At 61.0% G+C, this 19,817-nt stretch carries 20 protein-coding genes; 18 read left to right on the top strand and 2 right to left on the bottom strand.

Annotation, left to right across the window (positions count from 1 at the left end; translation table 11 throughout):
• Window positions 1–40 precede the first annotated feature (40 nt).
• From ABMD26_RS00780 to ABMD26_RS00750, 7 genes are all read left to right on the top strand, one after another.
• Window positions 41–604, top strand: coding sequence for a cupin domain-containing protein (locus ABMD26_RS00780; protein WP_122742182.1), 564 nt, complete (start codon window positions 41–43; stop codon window positions 602–604).
• On the top strand, window positions 601–1,578 hold the full coding sequence (locus ABMD26_RS00775; RefSeq protein WP_354306918.1) for a fumarylacetoacetate hydrolase family protein: 978 nt from the start codon (window positions 601–603) through the stop codon (window positions 1,576–1,578). Before ABMD26_RS00780 ends, ABMD26_RS00775 begins: the two co-directional genes overlap by 4 nt.
• Window positions 1,579–1,587: 9 nt before the next feature.
• Window positions 1,588–2,553: an NAD-dependent epimerase/dehydratase family protein gene (locus ABMD26_RS00770; protein WP_192068531.1), complete on the top strand. Its 966-nt coding sequence runs from the start codon at window positions 1,588–1,590 to the stop codon at window positions 2,551–2,553.
• Complete coding sequence (locus ABMD26_RS00765; RefSeq protein ID WP_192068530.1) at window positions 2,553–3,347, top strand: cyclase family protein; 795 nt, start codon at window positions 2,553–2,555, stop codon at window positions 3,345–3,347. Before ABMD26_RS00770 ends, ABMD26_RS00765 begins: the two co-directional genes overlap by 1 nt.
• A complete protein-coding gene (locus tag ABMD26_RS00760) occupies window positions 3,344–4,186 on the top strand; it encodes a cache domain-containing protein (RefSeq protein WP_192068529.1) in 843 nt (280 codons plus the stop codon). Before ABMD26_RS00765 ends, ABMD26_RS00760 begins: the two co-directional genes overlap by 4 nt.
• Window positions 4,187–4,335: 149 nt before the next feature.
• Window positions 4,336–5,667, top strand: coding sequence for an MATE family efflux transporter (locus ABMD26_RS00755; RefSeq protein ID WP_354306915.1), 1,332 nt, complete (start codon window positions 4,336–4,338; stop codon window positions 5,665–5,667).
• 26 nt (window positions 5,668–5,693) lie between these two features.
• Entirely contained in the window at window positions 5,694–6,329 is a 636-nt protein-coding gene (locus ABMD26_RS00750) for a TetR/AcrR family transcriptional regulator (RefSeq protein WP_354306913.1), read from the top strand.
• A gap of 63 nt (window positions 6,330–6,392) precedes the next feature.
• On the opposite strand, the gene ABMD26_RS00745 is transcribed toward ABMD26_RS00750, so the two are convergent.
• Both ABMD26_RS00745 and ABMD26_RS00740 read right to left on the bottom strand, forming a co-directional pair.
• Window positions 6,393–9,047, bottom strand: a complete 2,655-nt coding sequence (locus ABMD26_RS00745) for a glycoside hydrolase family 3 protein (protein ID WP_354311778.1) — start codon at window positions 9,045–9,047, stop codon at window positions 6,393–6,395.
• Between the two features lie 92 nt (window positions 9,048–9,139).
• Window positions 9,140–9,388, bottom strand: coding sequence for a hypothetical protein (locus ABMD26_RS00740; protein ID WP_354306911.1), 249 nt, complete (start codon window positions 9,386–9,388; stop codon window positions 9,140–9,142).
• A 622-nt stretch (window positions 9,389–10,010) separates the two neighbouring features.
• On the opposite strand from ABMD26_RS00740, the gene gspE reads away from it, so the two are divergent.
• From gspE to gspD, 11 genes are all read left to right on the top strand, one after another.
• A complete protein-coding gene (gene gspE, locus ABMD26_RS00735) occupies window positions 10,011–11,543 on the top strand; it encodes a type II secretion system ATPase GspE (RefSeq protein ID WP_502948289.1) in 1,533 nt (510 codons plus the stop codon).
• 3 nt (window positions 11,544–11,546) lie between these two features.
• Entirely contained in the window at window positions 11,547–12,749 is a 1,203-nt protein-coding gene (locus ABMD26_RS00730; protein ID WP_354306907.1) for a type II secretion system F family protein, read from the top strand.
• A gap of 32 nt (window positions 12,750–12,781) precedes the next feature.
• The gene (gene gspG, locus ABMD26_RS00725) at window positions 12,782–13,186 is read left to right on the top strand and encodes a type II secretion system major pseudopilin GspG (RefSeq protein WP_320497091.1); all 405 of its coding nucleotides are present in this window, start codon (window positions 12,782–12,784) and stop codon (window positions 13,184–13,186) included.
• A 2-nt stretch (window positions 13,187–13,188) separates the two neighbouring features.
• Entirely contained in the window at window positions 13,189–13,626 is a 438-nt protein-coding gene (locus ABMD26_RS00720; protein WP_354306905.1) for a GspH/FimT family pseudopilin, read from the top strand.
• Window positions 13,623–13,994, top strand: a complete 372-nt coding sequence (locus ABMD26_RS00715; protein ID WP_354306903.1) for a type II secretion system protein — start codon at window positions 13,623–13,625, stop codon at window positions 13,992–13,994. Before ABMD26_RS00720 ends, ABMD26_RS00715 begins: the two co-directional genes overlap by 4 nt.
• A complete protein-coding gene (locus ABMD26_RS00710; RefSeq protein ID WP_354306901.1) occupies window positions 13,991–14,593 on the top strand; it encodes a type II secretion system protein GspJ in 603 nt (200 codons plus the stop codon). The genes ABMD26_RS00715 and ABMD26_RS00710 overlap by 4 nt, the downstream gene beginning before the upstream one ends.
• Before the next feature lie 29 nt (window positions 14,594–14,622).
• Complete coding sequence (locus ABMD26_RS00705; RefSeq protein WP_354311777.1) at window positions 14,623–15,312, top strand: type II secretion system minor pseudopilin GspK; 690 nt, start codon at window positions 14,623–14,625, stop codon at window positions 15,310–15,312.
• 107 nt (window positions 15,313–15,419) lie between these two features.
• Entirely contained in the window at window positions 15,420–16,355 is a 936-nt protein-coding gene (locus tag ABMD26_RS00700; protein WP_502948288.1) for a PilN domain-containing protein, read from the top strand.
• Entirely contained in the window at window positions 16,330–16,941 is a 612-nt protein-coding gene (gspM, locus tag ABMD26_RS00695) for a type II secretion system protein GspM (protein ID WP_122742196.1), read from the top strand. Before ABMD26_RS00700 ends, gspM begins: the two co-directional genes overlap by 26 nt.
• The gene (locus ABMD26_RS00690; RefSeq protein ID WP_354306899.1) at window positions 16,938–17,459 is read left to right on the top strand and encodes a hypothetical protein; all 522 of its coding nucleotides are present in this window, start codon (window positions 16,938–16,940) and stop codon (window positions 17,457–17,459) included. Before gspM ends, ABMD26_RS00690 begins: the two co-directional genes overlap by 4 nt.
• The gene (gspD, locus tag ABMD26_RS00685; RefSeq protein ID WP_354306897.1) at window positions 17,456–19,741 is read left to right on the top strand and encodes a type II secretion system secretin GspD; all 2,286 of its coding nucleotides are present in this window, start codon (window positions 17,456–17,458) and stop codon (window positions 19,739–19,741) included. The genes ABMD26_RS00690 and gspD overlap by 4 nt, the downstream gene beginning before the upstream one ends.
• Window positions 19,742–19,817: the final 76 nt, after the last annotated feature.

Genomic DNA, 19,817 nt, shown 5'->3' with positions numbered 1-19,817 from the left:
CGCAGCGCCCTCGGTAACCGCCATTGAACGAGGACTGCCCATGCAACCATTACCCAGCTTCAAGCGGGTTGTCACCGGCCATACCCCTGACGGCCGAGCTACGTTGGCGCATTGCGGTATCGCGCCCAATACATTCGCCTTGCAAGCCGTGCCTGGCACGGTCTTCCACGAAATATGGAACACCCATGCCAGCCCCGCGCTCATCGACAACGGTGACGACCCCACAGCCCGTGCACTGTGCCTGAGTCCCGGAGCACAGGGCAGCCTGATTCGGGTAGTCGACATTCCGCCTGACAGCGTCCAGAACGCCCTCAGTGGCGAGGCCGCCGCGGCAGCATTCGCCGAGATCGGCCAGGCCGATGCCAGCACCGGCCGAGCCGATTCGCGGCACAAACTGATGCACCGTACCGAAACAGTCGACTATGGGATCGTCACCGAAGGCGAGGTATGGCTGGTGCTCGACGATCAGGAGGTGCACCTCTCACGCGGCGACGTCGTCGTGCAGCGAGGTACCAACCACGCCTGGAGCAACCGTACCAAGACGATGGCGCGGATGGTGTTCATCCTGCTCGACGGAACCTTCGCCAGGGAGCTGCGGCCATGAAGCTGGCGACCTTGCCCAACGCCAGTCGCGATGGCCAGTTGGTGGTGGTATCGCGTGATCTGCAATGGGCGGCGCAGGCCCCCATCCCTACCTTGCAGTTGGCCATCGAGAACTGGGCGGAAAACGAGCCGAAATTGCAGGCGGTGTACACGCGGCTGAATGCCGGTACGTCCGCCGATGCCTTTCGTTTCGATCCGGCCCTCGCCATGGCGCCGCTGCCGCGCGCCTACCAGTGGTGCGACGCCTCGGCGTTTCTCAACCACGGCACACTGATGCAGAAGGCGTTCAACCTGGAGCCCATCGATGGGGCCGAGCATACGCCACTCATGTACCAAGGCGCAGGCGATGACTTCCTCGGCGCCCAAGCTGACATCTGCCTGCCCAGCGTCAGCCAGGGCATCGACTTCGAAGGCGAATTCGCGGTGCTCCTGGACGACGTGCCGCTGGGCTGCCCGGCTGAACAGGCGATAGGGCACATCAAGCTGCTGCTGCAGGTCAACGACATCAGCCTGCGTGCCTTGGCGCCCCGGGAAATGAAAACGGGATTCGGGTTCCTGCAGGCCAAGCCGTCGTCAGCCTTCGCACCGGTGGCGGTAACCCCTGACGAGTTGGGCGACGCCTGGCGTGACGGGCGTGTGCACCTGGCGCTCAACGTACAGTGGAACGGTGCCTGGTTCGGCCAGCCGCACGGTGGGCAGATGAACTTCAGCTTTGCTCAGCTCATCGCCCATGCCGCCCTGACCCGGCGTCTGGGCGCGGGCAGTCTGATAGGTTCGGGTACCGTGTCCAACGCTGAACGCAGTGCAGGCTCGGCGTGTATTGCCGAGCGTCGCGCCATCGAAATGATCGAACACGGCGCGCCTCGCACCGGCTTCCTGCAGTTTGGGGATCGGGTGCGCATGGAAGTGCTCGACGCAGGCGGCCAGTCGCTGTTCGGAGCGATCGATCAACGTGTGGTGCGAGCCAATGTGTAGGGGGCGCCCATGCGTGTACTGATCACCGGAGCCAACGGTTTCGTCGGGCGCCAGCTGATGCTTGCGGTGCTGAGCAAAGGCGTACTTCGCGGCCAGCCGGTGCAGCGCCTGCTGCTGCTCGACACCCGACTCGATGAGCTGCCGCACGACCCGCGTGTGCGTGCGCACCTGGGCAGCATCACCGATGCAGCATTGCTGCGGCGGGCATTGGCGGATGGCATCGATGTGGTGTTCCATCTGGCCAGCGTGCCGGGGGGCGGCGCCGAGCAGGATTATCCGCAGGGGTATCAGGTCAACCTGCTGGCGAGCCTGGAGCTGCTCGACCAGTTGCGCAACCCGTTACGCCCACCGGTTCTGGTCTACGCAAGCAGCGTTGCCGTGTACGGCGACAGGCTGCCGTCGCGCATGGACGAAGCCACCGTTGCGCGCCCGCAATTGTCGTACGGCGCGCACAAACTGATGGTGGAAACTGCCCTGGTCGACCTGGCCCGTCGTGGCGAGGTCGACGGCCGTGCGCTCCGACTGCCAGGCATCGTTGCACGCCCCAGAGCCGCGAGCGGCCTGCGCTCGGCATTCATGAGCGATGTGCTGCACGCTTTTGCAGCGGGCGACGCCTACGTCTGCCCAGTGAGTCCCCAGGCAACGGCCTGGTGGATGTCGGCGCAGTGCTGTGTGGACAACCTGCTGCATGCCGCCGAGCTGTCGGGTTTGCCATGGGATACCGAACGGGTGTGGCAGTTGCCCGTGTTGCAACTGTCCATGGCGCAGGTGATCGACGCGTTGGCCGGCCGTTTCGGCGAGGCCCGCCGTGAGTTGATCAGCTTTGCCCCGGATCCGCACCTGCAAGCGTCGTTCGGTGCGTTACCGCCAATGAAAACTGCCCGTGCCAAGGCCGCCGGCTTCTGCCATGACGGCAGTGCGGCCATCCTGGTACGCCAGGCACTCAACTTACCTGCTGCGAGGAAACCCTTGTGATGACTGCCAAACGCCGCCTTGTGGATCTGTCGGTGACCCTGGACAACAACCCCTATACCGACCCACCGCCGTTGCTGCCGAAAATCGACTACATGGACCACCAGCAAGGCTGGCCGGAAATGGCGGCCATGTTCCCAGGCCTGACACTGGAGCAGATGCCGGGCAACGAATCCTGGGCTGCCGAACGCCTGAACATCACCACGCACAGTGGCACTCACATGGATGCACCCTGGCATTATGCGTCGACCACCGACGGCGGCAAACCTGCCTGGGGTATCGACGAAATGCCTCTGGATTGGTGCTTGCAACCCGGGGTCAAGCTGGACTTTCGGCACTTTCCCGACGGGCATGTAGTCACGGCGGCTGAGGTTGACGCGGAGCTTTCCCGGATCGGGCACAGGCTGCAGCCTTTGGACATCGTGCTGGTGAACACCCGCGCCGGTGCCTTGTTTGGCCAGCCGGGCTATCTCGACGCAGGTGTCGGCATGGGCCGCGAGGCAACGCTGTACCTGCTGGACCACGGCGTACGTGTCGTAGGCACCGACGCCTGGAGCTGGGACGCGCCGTTCAAATACACCCGCGAGCGCTTCGCCGCCAGCGGTGATGCATCGATCATCTGGGAGGGTCACAAAGCCGGAAGGGACACCGGTTACGGGCAGATGGAGAAACTCGCCAACCTGGATCAACTGCCAGCCAGCGGGTTTGTGGTGTCGTGCTTCCCCTACAAGATCAAGCATGCATCGGCGGGTTTCGTGCGCGCAGTAGCGATTTTCAATGATGAGGAGCCAACATGATTCGCCAGGCCATATCGGCCCTCTGTCTAGTGTTCGCGCCTGGCATGCTATTGGCGGATGACGCTGCGATCGACCAGCACGCCCGCGCGCTGCTCAAGCAAGCGGTCGATTACTATCGACTGCAAGGCGACGCAGCGCTACCTGCGTTCAGCCGCCAGGGCGAATTCATCGACGCTGATCGCTATGTGTTCGTTGTTGACAAAACCGGCACGCTGCTCGCCAGCGGCGGACCTTCTGCGGTATTGATCGGGCGTGACGTCTCCGGTGTTCTGGCGCCGGAGCTCACCACCGCCTTCCGGGCTGCGTTGAACAGCCCGACCGACGAAGGCGTCCAGAGCGCGGAGTACCGATGGACCAACCCAGTCAATGGCCGGTCCGAGCACAAGCGCGTGTACTTCCAGGCCGTCGGCGACCGAGTGATCGCCGCCGGCCAGTACCTGCCACGCGCCACTGCCGAGCAGGCGCAGCGATTGCTCGACAGGTCGGTGCAGGCCATCGAGCAGGATCCGCAGCGTAGCCTGCAGGCCATCAACAACTTGTCGGCCGAGTTCCGCGAAGATGATCTGTACGTATTCGTGGTCGACCTGCAAACCCACCGCTACGTCGCGCATGGGTACAACCTGCGCCTGCTCGGGGTCGACTTTACCACCATCCGCGACCCTGCCGGCAAACCGGTCGGCGCACCGATCCTGGCATTGATGCGTAACAGTACTGAAGCCGGTTACGACTACCGCTGGAAAAATCCGGTGACCGGCAACATAGAAGAAAAGCACGCGCTGGTACGCAAGGCAGGGGGCTACGCGGTGGCGGTGGGGTACTATCGTCGGGGGTCGAAGTAGCTGCATCCTGTTCGCAGAGACCGCTTCGATGGCTTGAGTCTCGACGCAGAAACCCGACCCAGCGCGGGTCGTATGGCGATATCATCCATCTTTTGCCGACGCACGATCCTCCAATCCTCGCGCAGTCGATCCCTCACAGGTACCCTCGATTGAGCACGTCCGCCTACGTTTCCGGGAATATTTCGAAGCACGTATGGGTAGCCGTCGCCAGCAGCGGTGCAAGCTTGCTGGCGTTTTTTCTGCTGGACATCCTCTCGCTCATCTACGTGAGTTTGCTCCACGATGAACCCGTACTGGCGGCTTACGGCGTGGCCAAGACCTTCACCTTCCTGATATCGACCCTGCAGGCCGCTTTCGTCGTCTCTTGTGCCGCGGGGCTCTCCAGACGCATTGGAGCGGGAGATCACTTTGAAATAGCGGGATTCGTTCGCGGCTTGTTCATGCTCAGCGCGATAGTCATCGCCGTCACGGTGATGGCCGAGTTGGCGCTGTTCAGTGACATCAGCGTTTGGCTGGGGGTTGATGCTTCGGTCTCCAGGCTTTGCCACCAGTATGTGCAAGTGGTGTTGCCGGCGACCCTCATGATGACGATCGTGCATCTTTCGACGCAGATACTGCGGACCTATGGTCGCGTGCAGGCTGCAATGTACGTCACGGCGGGTTGCACACTATTCTTCGCCATCAGCGCGCCATTGTTCATGTTTCAACTCGAGATGGGTTTGTTCGGCAGTGCCTTGGCATTTGCCCTGACTGCGATCCTGGGCGCCTGCATGGGCCTGATCGGCATTGCCACGTGCCCCGGGGTGAGGGAACGCTACCCGCTGCTGAGCAGCCTCTACACCCATAGCCGGGGAATACTGCACGTGGCTGGGCCTGCTTGGCTGGGTAATCTGGCAACGTTCATAGGCGTTGCGTGCCTGTTGAAGGTCATGGTGCCTTTCGGGGTGGCAGCGCTTGCGGCGATGACGGTCCTGGACAGGATCGTCCAGACGCTCTATTGCTTCTTTTTCGCCTTGCCCAACGCACTGGCGCCTATCCTTGGCCAGAATCTGGGCGCTCGGGAAACGCTACGGGTGCGTGCGTCCATACGCTGCGCCCATCGCCTGGTGCTGGTCTACGGCACGGCAGCGTGGCTGGTTGGGGTGCTGCTGTCGCATGTACTTGCCCAGTTCGCTGGGCTGTCATCAGCGACCCAATCGATGATTGACGAGGTGCTGTTATATGCGGGTCCGTTATGGGTTCTGATAGGTGGCGAACTGGTCGCCGTTGCCGTGTTTGTAAGCTTTGGACGTGCGTGGTATGTTCCCGTTTTCGCCTGGCTCAGGGCGACTCTTGGCACAATCCCCTTTCTCTGGTTGGGCGCCCATTTGAATGGCAGCACCGGCGCGTTCATCGGCATGCTGGCAGGCAATGCATGCATCGGCGTGGTGGCTAACTTGACCAGTCGTTTCATCAGCACTGGTCGACCCAAGGAGGGTTGAATCGTGGCACTGCAACCTCACACCCCATGCCGCTAGGCCCCGGGGATTCAGCCGCCGCCAAGCAAAGGCGCATTCCCAAAGGGGACCTGCGCAAGGCTGCGATCATCAAAGCTGCCATGACGATTTTTGCGCGTGATGGTTTTGCCGGTGCATCGCTGAGCAATGTGGCGAAGGTTGCCGGCCTCTCGACCGTCGGTTTGTTGCACCATTTTCCCAACAAGCTGGCGCTTCTGCAGGCTGTACTCAAGCACCGGGACGAATACGTGACGCGGCGGTTGCGCGAAGCGGATCAGGACGCGACGCTACAGAGTTTCATGTCGTTCCTGAAACTGGTATTCGAGTTCAGCATCGAGGACGCATCGGTCAGCCAGGCGCTCATCATCATCAATACCGAAAGCCTCTCTGTTACCCACCCTGCCAACCTGTGGTTCTGCGAGCGATTCAATATCGTTCATGCGCACCTCAACGATCACATCACCCGGCTGGTGCAGGCTGGGGAGATACGCGTAGACGTCGACGTCAAGCAGGTAGCACTTGAAGTCGTTTCGATGATGGACGGTATGCAGATCCAGTGGCTGAGGTCGTCGTGCACTCTCCAGATCGAAGCTGGCTTCACCCGGTTTCTCCAGCGCCTGGAACTGGACCTGACACGCCATCTCTGAATGCCGAGTCCAAGAGCCTGACCAACGCCGTGGCCGGTGGCGTGCGCCACCGACCACAAGCCGTCAGTAAGCCTGCTGCGGCTTGACTTGCACTGCCTTGCGCAGTGACACGGGGAGGGGGTTTGAATCACGGGTCGTCAACTGCTCGGGATACAGAGCAACGACGGTGCGATTCAGAGCAAGGTTTTCGGAGTCCTTGCCCACCAACACCTTGAACTTGCCAGGGTCGACATTCCAGCTCACCGTGTCAGGTGAGTAGTAGGCGAATGAACGAGAATCCAGGGCGATGGTGACGGTCTTGCTTTCGCCGGGCTTGAGGTACACCTTGGTGAAGCCTTTGAGCTCCTTCTCGGGACGTTCCACCTGCGGCTTGGACGGTTGCACGTACAACTGGGCGACTTCAAAGCCAGCCTTGTCACCGGTATTGGTGACCGTGAAGGTTGCGTTGATGGTTGCCCCAGGCGTGAGCACGTTGGTCGACAGCTTGAGATCGCTGTAGGCGTACGTGGTGTAGGACATGCCGAAGCCGAACGGATACAGCGGCTTGGCGTTTGCCTTGTCGTACCCGCGGTAGCCCAGGAACAGCCCCTCGCTATAGGTCATTTCGGTTGGCGGGTTGGGGCTGCTGAAATAGTAAGGAACAGGGTCCGAGTAAGAGGCGAAGCTGGGGTTGTCCTGCACTTTCTTATCCAGCGTGATGGGCAGTTTGCCCGACGGGTTGACCTTGCCGTACAGGATCTCTGCCAGCGCCTGGCCGCCTTGTTGACCTGGGAACCAGGCATGCAGCGACGCGGCGACTTTGTTAGCCCAAGGCTGCATGTCCATGCCGCCACCGCCATGCAGGACGACGATAGTCTTGGGGTTGGCCTTCTGAACCTGAGTGATCAGCTCGGACTGGAACTGTGGCAGTTCGAACGGGTGATCCAGTGATTCGCCTTCGTATTCGAAGTTACTGCCTGCCGCCACTACGACGGCGTCGTAATCCCCCAGATTGCTAGGCGGACGCAGCGAGGCCCAGCTCATCTGTACGCCATTCATGCCGCCCAGAACCGGGGTGTAGTTACCCTTGAGCCGGCGATATTCCAGACGTACCGTGTACTCGGCACCTGCTTTCAGGCTTGCAGTCTTGATGGTGCGTGGTACCACGGGAATCAGGTCGAAGGAAACCTGGCCACCCTCATCCTGGGCAACCAGCTCGTCATTGATCCACAACTTGTAAGCACCATCGGCGCGAACCTTGAATACGTGGGGGCCCGTGATGGTCGGCTTGATCTTGCCGGTGAAACGCGCCGAGAAGTTTCCGGCGGCCGGGTTGTACCCGCTGACAGTGGTCGACCCATGATCGGTGACGTTGCTGTTGGTGATCCAGTCCAGGTTGATGCCCGGTTCAACACGCGTTGCTGCGGGGTCACCGGTCAGCGTGGTGTTGGCGAAGTACTCGGCCTTCACACCGGTGTTGCTGATCGCTTTCTTGGCAACGCTGGGTTGGTACCAGACCGACGAACGAGGGTTCAGGCTCATCTGTGACAGGTACTCGATCCGCGATGGGCTGGCGGCCAGTTGCTGCATCCCGCTCAGCTCGGTCACGAAGCTGGCTGCGGAGGAGTACGCGGTGCCAAATGGCGAAGTGGGTGCCTGAACCGCCATGTCGCCAATAACCGCGACTCGTGCGTCCCGGCGCAGTGGAAGGACCGGGCCACTACCACCGACGGCCTCGTTGCGCAGCAACACAATGGATTCTCGTGCGACGTTGAGTGCAGCGATCTGACCGTATTCGGGGTGGTTCAGCGGCTGGGCCTTGTTGATGCCTTTGTCGAAACCGTAGCTGACCAAGGCCCTCAGATTGCGACGCACCTTGTCATCGATGACGGCCGGGTGGAGCATGCCATTCCAGATGTAGGGCAGCAGCTTGCCTTCGGTGAATTGCAGCCCGCTGGGCATGTCGATATCGGTGCCTGCCCAGGCACCTTTGAAGGCGTCCTGCACCGAGTTGAAATCGCTCATGACATTGCCCTGGAAGCCCCATTGGCCTTTCAGGATGTCGGTGATCAGATGGTGGTTCTCACAGGCATACTCACCGTTGATCTTGTTGTATCCGCACATTACCGAAGCGATGTTCGAGTTCTTGACCAGCGATTCGAAAGCCGGCAAGTACAGCTCCTGCATCGCCCGCTCGTCAATCTTCACATCCAGGTAGTGCCTGTTAGCCTCCTGCTCGTTCATCAGGTAATGCTTGGCAGCCGCCTGGATACCTTGGACCTGAATACCGTTGGTCACCGCAGGAGCGAGCACGGCGCCCAGAAACGGGTCTTCGCCACTCATGTATTCGGCCGAGCGTCCGTTGAACGGTGTACGGTAAAGGTTCACGGCTGGCGAAAGCATCTGCTGCCCACCTGCGATGCGGGTTTCGTAGCCGATGGCGAGTCCGAACTCTTTCGCCCGGTTGATGCTCCACGTGGCCGCCAGCGCAGATGGAGATGGATACTGGGCGCCGAATGTCCGGCCGTTGACGAGAACGCCCATCGACGAGTCGTACGCCACCGTGCCCTGAAGCCCGAACTTGTCCAGCTTGGGGATCATGCGACCGTCGTCGACTCTCGAAAAGTTGATTTTTTCCGAGAGTGACATGTTGTCGAGCATCGCACCCACGCGTGCTTCCACTTCGTTGCCCGTCATGGGGGTCACCGCCAGCGCGCTGGCAGCCTGGGCAACGCTCATGGCGAGCAGCCCGAGCCTGAAGCCTTGTTTGATATTAGCCACTGAATTACTCCTGGATACGTGTTGAAAGGGTCTACGGCGCTGAGGGCTGCTCAGTTCTGTTCCTCGACGCTCGGCGCATCCTCGGTGTCGACAGGGGCTTCCAATATCGGTTGTTCGCCTGAGGTGCGGTTCTTCTGCACTGCGTCGGCACCGGTGAGGTGTTCGCGTTTCTCGTCCACCGCCTTGCGCAGATCGGCGGAGGTGTTGGCGGAGGCGGGGGTGTTGTCAGCGGCAAAAGCTGAAGCTGCGGTAATACACAGAAGTGCGCAGGCGCCGGCGCGCAGCAAGTGTCGAGCCATCAAGGAATTCTCCAGATAGAAAGGGATTAGGCGGCAATGAGCGTGCGTCCGGCTGAAGGGAGCAGGAACGCGAATGCTGAGTCAGTAGTTTGGGTCTAAAAGTTCTGAACTTGCAAAAAACAAATTTACTAACTTGATATGCTATAAAAATTCAATCGCTAGGACCCTATAATTATTAATAGATCATTGCCGAAAATAATCCCTTGGCAGTGTAAAAAAGCGTCTTATAGCCAAAATACGGCATAAAAAATCTTTTTCAAAAACAGAGTGTGCGTTAGGTTTTGGCAGGTGATATAGTTCGCAAAACCCAGGCTGGTGCCAAATTTTCCCTATCAAAATAAACGACGGCCTAAAAGCAGATGCCGCAGCTAGTGGCAGATGGCGCGAGATCTTTTCACAGGTAGGATCATTCCTATTTATAGATCCAACACTTCCACCGAGGGTCGCCACTGAGCGGCACTGAACTTTGAACATCCCATCCACCTACGAAGTCTGCGACTGGCTGATTGACGCTTCGCTGCTGCGCCACAGCGACGCGGAGCGCGGTCGACGGCTGCTCGACGAAGGTGAGGAGGGCGATCTGGTGGGCATACTTCAACGACTCGGGGTTCTACCCGCTGGCGTGATCGCCGATGCCTATGCCGCGTTGATGGACGTTCCGCGCCTGGATGTCGCGGCGCTCCCGATGTCAGCCGATGAGGATGCGCCGCCCTCGTTGCGCTTCATGCATCATCACGGTCTGGTGCCCATCTCCACGAGCCAGGGCGACTTGCTGGTCGCGGTCTCGAGCCCCGTCTCGAGTTACGCGCTGCAAGCCATCGCCTATTACTACCAACGCCCTATAGGGCCCGTAGTCGGGACCCCGGCTGAGGTTCAGGATCTGATCGAGCGCCTCTACGGGCAAGGGCGCACTGCGATGGGGGCGCTGGTCGAAACACTGGATGAGCCCGGCGTTTCGGCAGAAGACATCGAGCACCTCAAAGACCTGGCCTCTGAGGCACCTGTCATCAGGTTGGTCAATCTGGTGATGCAGCGGGCCGTAGAGCAAAGGGCCTCGGATATCCACATTGAACCCTTCGAAACCCAGCTTCAGGTCCGGTACCGAATCGATGGGGTCTTGTATGACGTCGAGGCGCCCCCGGCAAGTCTGACTGCCGCGATCATCTCGCGAATCAAGATCATGGCGCGGCTGGACATTGCCGAGCGCCGGCTTCCGCAAGACGGTCGAATCGTTTTCAAGATTCAGGGGCGAGAGCTGGATCTGCGTGTTTCAACCGTGCCGACCAGTTTCGGTGAATCGGTAGTGATGCGTCTGCTGGATCGACAGACTGTCAATTTCGACTTCCAAAGCCTGGGCTTCGATGGTGCCCGTCTTGAAGCATTCACCCAGGTACTCGAACAGCCACACGGTATTCTGCTGGTCACCGGCCCGACGGGGTCTGGCAAAACCACAACGTTGTACACCGCGCTTTCACGCCTCAATACGGCCGATCGAAAAATCATCACCGTCGAGGACCCCGTGGAGTACCAGCTTCAGGGTATCAACCAGATTCAGGTCAAACCCACCATCGGACTGGATTTCTCCGGGGCGTTACGCTCCATCCTGCGTCAGGATCCCGATGTCATCATGATCGGTGAGATGCGCGACCTGGAGACCTGTCGGATCGCCATCCAAGCGTCGCTTACCGGCCATTTGGTGCTGTCGACATTGCACACCAACAGCGCTGCGGCGAGCATCACGCGCTTGCTGGATATGGGGGTGGAAAGTTATCTGGTGGCGTCCACCGTCCGGGCAGTCCTGGCCCAGCGCTTGGTCAGGCGCCTGGACCCGGCGACTCGAATCCCATTCCAGGCCCCGGACGAACTGATTGTCGAGTACGGGCTTGAACGTTACACCCAGAAACGTCCGATCATGCTCTACCGCGCCGATCAGCATGCAGCGGGTGGCGGCTATCAGGGCCGCAGCGCAGTCACCGAGTTGTTGATCATGAACGACGAGCTTCGAGCGTTGTTGGTGCGCAAGGCCGACGCGTCCTCGCTGGAGCAGGCAGCACGCCGGGCAGGTCTCAGAACTCTGCACGAAGACGGCTTGCGTCAAGCCGTCGAAGGCATCACTTCGCTCGAAGAAGTCCTGCGCCTCACGAGCGGCGATTGATCCATGGCCCATTACAGATACTCAGCCCTGAACCAGGACGGTGGTCGCGAGCGTGGTCGCCTCGAGGCCGCAGATGCGCAGGCAGCGGCGCAGATTCTGCACAAGCGCAATTGGCTGGTCCTGGAACTTCGCGCCAGTGCCACCTCAAGTTTCACCACCCGGGCTGAACGGCCTGCAATGAGCAATACGGCATTGGCGCGCTTCACTCAACAGCTGGCAACGCTGCTCGGGGCGGGTCAGGACTTGCAACGAGCCTTGGGCGCGGTGCTCAAGCAAACCACGGATGTGAGGCAGAGAGCGCTCGTAGAAACACTTCGCCAGCAGGTCAAGGCGGGCAGACCGTTCTCGTCGGTGCTGGAAGAACAAGGTCGACAGTTCCCTACGCTTTACACCGCCCTGGTCCGCGCGGGCGAAGCAGGCGGGACGCTTCAACAGACGCTGAGCCAATTGACGGATTACCTGGAGCGCAGCGAAAAGCTCCGGGGCGAGGTCATCAACGCGCTTATCTATCCGGCCTTCCTGATCGTCGGGGTGCTGGGGTCACTGGTATTGCTGCTCACCTATGTGGTGCCGCAATTCGTACCGATTTTTCGCGACCTGAATGTGCCGCTGCCACTGATCACGGAGGTCATCCTCGCATTGGGTCAGGGGCTCGCCGCGCACGCATTGGCGCTCGGCGCCGCGGTGCCGTTGTTGGCGACTGCCGTGACGCTGTCGCTGCGCGACCCTCAACGAAGAGTTCGTATCGATGCCAGGCTGCTTCGCGGCAAAGTCCTGGGCGGGTTGCTGCAACGCATCGAGGTGGCGCGGTTTACTCGTACGCTGGGGACTCTTCTGAGCAACGGAGTAGGGCTTCTGCAGGCACTGGTCATCACCCAGCAAGTCTGTGGCAACCGAGCACTGAGGTCGCAACTGGGCAGCGTGACCGAAGCCGTCAAAGGCGGCAGTACCCTTGTCAATGGTTTTGGCAGTGCGCCCCTGGTCCCTGACCTTGCCCTGCAGATGATAGAAGTCGGAGAGCAGGCCGGTCAGCTCGACGCGATGCTGTTGAAAGTCGCGGACATCTTCGATGTGGAGGCGAAACGCTCGATCGATCGGATGCTGGCCGCATTGGTTCCCACTCTGACCATCGTCATGGCCGCGTTGGTCGCCGTCATCATGTTGGCCATCATGCTCCCGCTGATGAGCCTGACCAGTAATATTTGAGGATCATCATCATGCTGCACACGAACTCATCGATGTCCCGCACTCAGCGGGGTTTTACCCTGCTCGAGATGCTTGCCGTGATTGTCCTGTTGGGGATCGTCGCAACCATCGTGGTACGGCAAGTGGGCGGCAACGTCGACAAAGGCAAGTACGGTGCTGGCAAAGCGCAGCTCGCCAGCCTGAGCATGAAAGTGGAAAGCTATGCACTCGACAATGGCGCTCCGCCGCCGACTCTGCAGGCATTGGTGAGCAAGCCGGGCAATGCGAAGACCTGGACCGGCCCCTACGCCAAACCGTCCGACTTGAAAGACCCGTTCGGACATGCGTTTGGTTACCGATTCCCAGGTGAGCATGGCAGTTTCGACCTGATCTTTTTTGGCCAGGATGGTCAGCCTGGCGGCGACGGCTATCAGGCCGACTTGGGTAATTGGGAATAATCGTGCTCGACGCCAGGCGCAACCGGGGATTCACCCTGATCGAGCTGCTGCTGGTCATCGTGTTCATTGGTGTCGGCAGCGCATTGGTAGTGAGCGCTGTCTCCACCGGCCTGGGCAAGGCGAACGAGCGGCAAGTGGTGTCCGCGATGGTTGACGTGCTGCGTTCGGCCAAGACCAAAGCCATCGTCACAGGCCAGCCGGTGCGTGCCGTGTTCGACCTGGCCAATCGGCGGTATCAGGCATCGGGCGAGGCGGTTCAGCAGTGGCCGGACTCGCTGGAAGTGACCGTGACAAGCTCATCCGAACTCGGTTCTGCGTTCGAGTTTTACCCCAGTGGCGGCGCCAGTGGAGGGCACATCGATGTCAGGTTCGGCGACCAGCAATGGCGCATCGATGTGGCTTGGCTAAGTGGCAACATCAAAGCGCGCAGACGGCAATGAGATCCGCCCGTGGCTTCACTCTCATCGAGGTCTTGGCCGCCCTGGCGTTACTGGGCGTGTGTGCCAGTGTACTGCTGGTAGCCGTGGGTAATGCAGCGCGCGCCATGGCGCATGTCGAGAACAGTGACAGGCTGGTGAGCGTGGCGCGGTCTTTGATCGATGCTCAACCTTGGGACATGGAAAAATCGGGCCCTCAACAGGGCAAGTGGCCAGGCGGGATTCGCTGGCAGGCGTCGATCACGTCCATGGCTCATGGTGAAGGGACAACGAGATTGGCTCGGCTGGATCTCATCGTGAGCGGTGGTGAACGGCAGGTCCAGTTCAGCACCCTGCAGCTACTGGGTCGCCCGGCAGGTACAAACCGATGAGGTCTGCAAGTCGGGGATTCACCTTGATGGAAATGATGGTGGTGATGCTGCTGTTGTCGGTGCTGCTGCTTCTGGCCGCCGGCGGTCTGGTTGCGGCAGCCCGTTCCAGCGAAAGGGCTGCCGACTACGTGACGAGCCTGGAGCAGATGCGCGCCGCGCAGCGAACCTTGCGCGCCACGATCAGTGCGGCGCTGCCTTTGCCGATCGGCACAGGGCCTTCATCGTCGAAGCCGGTACTGTTCGACGGACGAACCGATGAGCTGAGGTTCGTAGCACCACTTGCGCCGTATCTGGGCGGAGGGCTGCGCTTGCACACGGTCAAGCTCACGGCTCATGAACTAACGATGTCGCTGGCCATGCTGGACCCCAACAGACCTTGGGGTGATGCCCAGGAGTTGCTCAGTGATGTGGTAGAGGGTCGGTTCTGGTACGCAGGCAACGATCCCCAGGGCAAACCCACTGGCTGGTTGGAGCAGTGGCCCTGGACGGATCGACTGCCCAGGTCTGTCCGGGTCGATATGTCTGTCGCAGGGCCCGTGGCCTGGCCGTCCATGCAGATCAACCTTTACGTTGACCTGGCTTCGCCAGCAAGCCCATGAGCAACCAGCGAGGAATAGCGCTGTTGCTGGTGCTTTGGGTATTGGCGCTGCTCAGTCTGATGTTGGCCACGTTGGCGTCGTCGGTGCAGTTGCAGAACCGCCAGGCGCTCTGGGAGCGCCAGCACTTTCAGGCATTACTGGCCGCGCAGGCCGGTATGAACATCGCGATTGCCGGGTTCGCGGATTTGAAGACCCGTCAGGTCTGGCAGGCTGATGGAAGCGTGCATGCCCTGGAATTCGATGGGGCGAAAATCGAAGTCAGCATTCGCAGCGAAAGGGGCTATCTGGATGCCAATGCCGGCAGCGAGGCAGATTTCGCTCGGTTGCTGATGGCCTGTCACAGCCCGGAACGCACTGCGTTGGCCATAGCCCGTGCGCTGGGTGCACTGCGGCTGGTCCGTGATGTTGCCATCCATGCAATTGAGCAATTACGAGAATTACCGGGAATGAGCCGAGAGACCTATCTGTGTGTGGCACCGCACATGACGTTGTGGAGCGGTCAGACACGACCGGATCCAGCGGCTGCCACAGCGCTGTTGAGAACCGCATTGAAATTGCCGAAAACGGCGCTCGCGGCGGATGGCGGTGCGATCTTCACGGTAGAGAGCATCGCCCACCTGCCCACGGCTCACGAAGCCGGCATACGCACGACGGTGCTGCTACAGCCAGCGGGTTCGACCGCAGCGCCTTACCGCATCCTGCAGCGGTCCGAGCGATGACTGCGCGCGAGTCTCTGGCTGCGGGCCTGGCCGCCTGCCAGCAGCGTTTGCACGGTCTCTGGCAATCTGCTGGGGGCGAAACCGCTTGGCGATGGTGGAGTGCCGAGTTGTTCGCCATGCTGCCATCGTTCGTGCGCCGACGTGTGGCCGCAGCCACAGCGCAGGCGAACATAGACTGGCCACTGGGTGAGACTGTCGAGGTCAAGGCAAACGCCACCCTGGTGCTGCCCTACGCATGCGTGCTCACCCAGGTCGTCAGGCTCCCGCAGATCGCAGGTAGCAATGCGGCGACCGTGATCCGGTACGAGCTGGACCGATACAGCCCTTACCCCGCGTCCGACCTCAGCTACGCCGTCCAAGTGATTTCGGTGCGCAACACGGTCGCTGAAATTCGATGGGTCGCCATCCCTTCGCAACGGCTGGACGCGATATTGCAGGCCTGTAAAGCCCGCGGGTTCCAACCCCGAAGCATTGATGCCCGGAGCCAGGAGGGCGTGCCGCTCGGTGTGGACTTGATGCCCGGTTCTGCGCGTACCTCGGCGCCGGGTGGCAAGCGAATCGATCGCTATCTGCTCGCCACTTGTCTGGTCTCGATGTTCGTGCTGTTGAGTGTGTGGCTTGCCCATCGCCAGAGCCTGCTCGAGACCGTGCAGGCCGCCGTTGAGTTGCAGCACAGCGAAGTGGCTGCGCTGCGCGAGCTGCGACAGGAACTGGACAGCACCCAAGGTGCGGCCAGCTATCTGCGGCAGAAAAAAGCAGAGCTGCCTGCTCTGTCCACGGTGCTCGGTGATCTGGCGACATGTCTGCCGACCGATACGTCCCTCGACAGGTTGGAAATCAACGACCAAGGCGAGGTGACGATGGCGGGCCAAAGCGCCAGGGCCAGCGTCCTGATCAGCGCGATGGCTGAATGCAAGAGCGTGGAAAAACCCCGTTTCGACGGCGTCATCAGAGCGGACGAGCGGACTGCAAAAGACAATTTCAACGTCAAGGCGCAACTGCGCCGGGAGACTGCGGATGCGCAGATCACTGACTCGGACTGAGCGCAGAGCCTGTGCGCTACTGATTCTTGGGGCATTGGCTGCATCGGCATACTGGCTATTGATCGCCAGCTGGTTCACCGGTCCGCTCGCGTCTATCAACGAGCAAATCAGCCAGCTGCGTGAAGTGCAGCACGATAACGCGCAGCTACTGGCCCGTCGTGGTTCGCTGGAGCGACGGCTGGAAGCGGTGCGCACGGATCCATCCGGCGCCGACAGCTTGTTGCCCACGGGAGATCCCAGTGCTGTGGCGGCAGACCTGATGCAGCACCTGGCCGATCAGGTCAGTGATGTGGCGAACCTTGGCGCAGGTTGCAGCGTGCAGCAGCGAATGCCGATGCTGTCGGATGCCTCTGCCGAGCCCTATGTGCCGGTGAAAGTCAGCCTGACACTAGAGTGTGCCACACAGCCGCTTGTCAGCCTGTTGCACGCATTGGAGACGCAGCGGCCAATGCTGTTCGTCGAACATCTAAGCGTGCAACGACGGCCCGAGGTCGCATCACACGGCCCCGCTGGGCGGCTGACCGTGCACGTGTTGGTGCGCGGTTATCTTCCGCCTGCACCTGCCGTCAAGAGCACAGGGGCATGAAGAATCTACGCTTCGCCACGTGGGTGCTCTCGGCTTGCCAGGTTGCACTGGCGGCAGGCTGCTGCTGGGTCATTGCTCACTCGACGCCGGTCCCTGACTGGTACCCCGCTCCTGAAGAGAAAGCGATCGCTCTGGCCGATACGCCTGAAATGGGATTGCCACAAGTGCCACTCCAGCGTTTGCAAGCCGCATGGCTGCGCCCCGTGTTCAGCGGCGATCGTGCTCCCGATCCTGGCCCCGGCGCACAGGACGTGTCGGAGTTGCGCGGGGTGATCCTGACTGGCGTTGTCAAAACCGCCACGACGAGCCTGATCATGCTCCGGCTACCTTCGGGACAGCGGATCATCCTGCGTCGCGGAACCTCGCTTGCCAGTGGCTGGCTGTTGCAATCGGTCGAGTCCGACGGAGCCACTTTTTCCTTGCAGGGGCAACAACAACGTTTGCTTCTGCTGCCCCCACGCCTGCCCGCACCTTCGCGGGATGCCATGCCTAAACTTCCTGAAAACCTGAAGCCATGATCAAACACCGTTCGGCCCGTAGCTCGCTCATCCAGTTGTTCCCCATCGCGGCCCTGTTGCTGGCCGGCTGCAGTTATCGCGCCGACACCACCTCCTGGGACGATGACCTCACGCGCGAGGCCCTGGACGGCACAGGCGCGCAGCGTAAATTCGTCCCGGAACCCGTCGTCCCGTCCACCCGTGCCGCTGACCCGGCAGCCGGCCCTGGCAAGAGCACCAAGGAGCAGATCATCCGTGGCTCCCAGCGGTTCATCGCCGCGGGACAGTCACGGCCCGTCGCGGGCAGCGCTCAGGATTCATCCGCCGATATCGTCTTCAACTTCACCGATCAGCCTATCGAGGCCGTCATCAACAGCATTCTGGGTGACCTGCTGCAGGAGAACTACAGTATCGCCCAAGGTGTCACCGGGTCGGTGAGCTTCTCCACGTCCAAGCCTGTGACCAAGCAACAGGCGCTGGGCATACTGGAGACACTGCTGGGCTGGACCAACAATGCAATGATCCGCCAGGGCTCCCGGTACGTCATCGTTCCTGCCGCTCAAGCCGTGGCTGGCAAGCTGGTTCCTGAAATGCCGATGGCTGCACCTGGCGCCGGGCTTTCGGCAAGGCTGTTCCCGCTGCGCTACATCAGCGCCACCGAAATGCAAAAACTGCTCAAGCCGTTCGCACGGGAAAATGCTTTCCTGCTGGTGGACCCGGCGCGGAACGTTCTGAGCATGAGCGGGACCGCCGAAGAACTGGCCAACTATCAAGATACCGTCGACACCTTTGATGTCGACTGGCTCAAAGGCATGTCGATCGGCGTGTACGGATTGCAGCGTGCTTCAGTGGCAGAGCTCATGCCTCAGTTGCAGGAGTTGTTCGGCCCCCAGAGCGGCACGCCACTGGCCGGCATGGTGCGGTTTCTGCCAGTTGAGCGAACCAATTCGATCGTTGCCATATCCTCCCAGCCCGCCTATCTCACCGAGGTGGGGCAGTGGATCCGAACGATCGACGAGGGGGGTGGTAACGACCCGCAGATGTACGTCTACGATGTGCTCAACATGAAGGCGACCGACCTGGCCCGCTATCTACGTCAGATCTATGGCAATGGCCAGATTGCCGACGAAGCGCCTGCCCGTGTGGCACCTGGCCTGCGTACCACGCGGCAAAGCTCCCTCGGGGGTGGCGCATCCATGAGGGGGTCGACCGTCGGTAGTTTGCAAGGCGGAGGTACGGGGCAGGGTGCAGGTGCGGCGGTCGCAGGCTTCAATCAGGCCGAGAGTTCCGAGGATGAGACGTTCGGTGAGCAAGCCTCGGAAGATGTCGACCCCATATCCTCGGCCGCTGGAGAAGCTCAAGGCGCTGGCAGAGGCATCGATCAAGACACACGCATCACCGCTCAGCGCAGCAGCAACCAATTGCTGGTGAGAACGCGCCCGGCCCAGTGGAAGGAGATCGAAGCCGCCATCAAGCGGTTGGATAATCCTCCGATGCAGGTGCAGATCGAAACGCGCATTCTCGAAGTGCAACTCACCGATGACCTGGACCGGGGCGTGCAGTGGTACCTGGGCCGGCTGGCCGGAAACTCGGCGGTCCCCGCTACCGCCAACACGCCAGGTAGCCAAGGCGCCTTGGGCGGCGGCGGGGCGGGCCTGGGGGCTGCGGATTCGTTCTTCTATTCTTTCGTCAGCACCAATCTGCAGATCGCCATTCGCGCACTGGAATCCAGTGGCCGGACGCAAGTGCTGTCCGCACCGTCCCTGGTGGTGATGAACAACCAGCCGGCGCAGATTCAGGTCGGCGATAACGTTCCCATCAGCCAGACCACGGTGAACACCACCAACTCCGACACAACGCTGAGCAGCGTGGAGTACGTGCAGACGGGGGTTATTCTGGACGTCGTACCGCGGATCAATCCCGGCGGCCTGGTGTACATGGATATCCAGCAGCAGGTAAGCGATGCGGTGTTGTCCAGCATCACTGCCACCCAGGCAAATCCGCGCATATCGACACGCTCGGTGGCGACCCAGGTCGCTGTACAGAGCGGGCAGACCGTATTGTTGGGCGGGCTGATCCAGCAGAACAACGCCGAGAGCGGCTCTTCGGTTCCCTATCTGGGCCGCGTTCCAGGCTTGCGATGGCTGTTCGGCACTGAATCCAGATCCAAAGCCCGCACCGAGCTGATTGTTCTGATCACGCCCAGAGTCGTGACTGGTGGTGCGGCCGCCAGACAGGTAACGGACGACTACCGCCAGCAGATGCGACTGCTCAGGCCAGGTGCGGATCGAGATGCGCTCTGATTGAGCGCAGTGCTTGTGTACAGTGCTGCGAGACTGTCTGGTTGCTCCCCAAAAGGTTGCGTTCAGAGAATGGCTG

It is taken from the genome of Pseudomonas sp. PvP001, from assembly GCF_040546375.1.
Lineage (GTDB): Bacteria > Pseudomonadota > Gammaproteobacteria > Pseudomonadales > Pseudomonadaceae > Aquipseudomonas > Aquipseudomonas coleopterorum.
The sequence above is the reverse complement of the archived record's forward strand: the minus strand, read 5'-3'. Positions and strand labels throughout refer to the sequence as shown.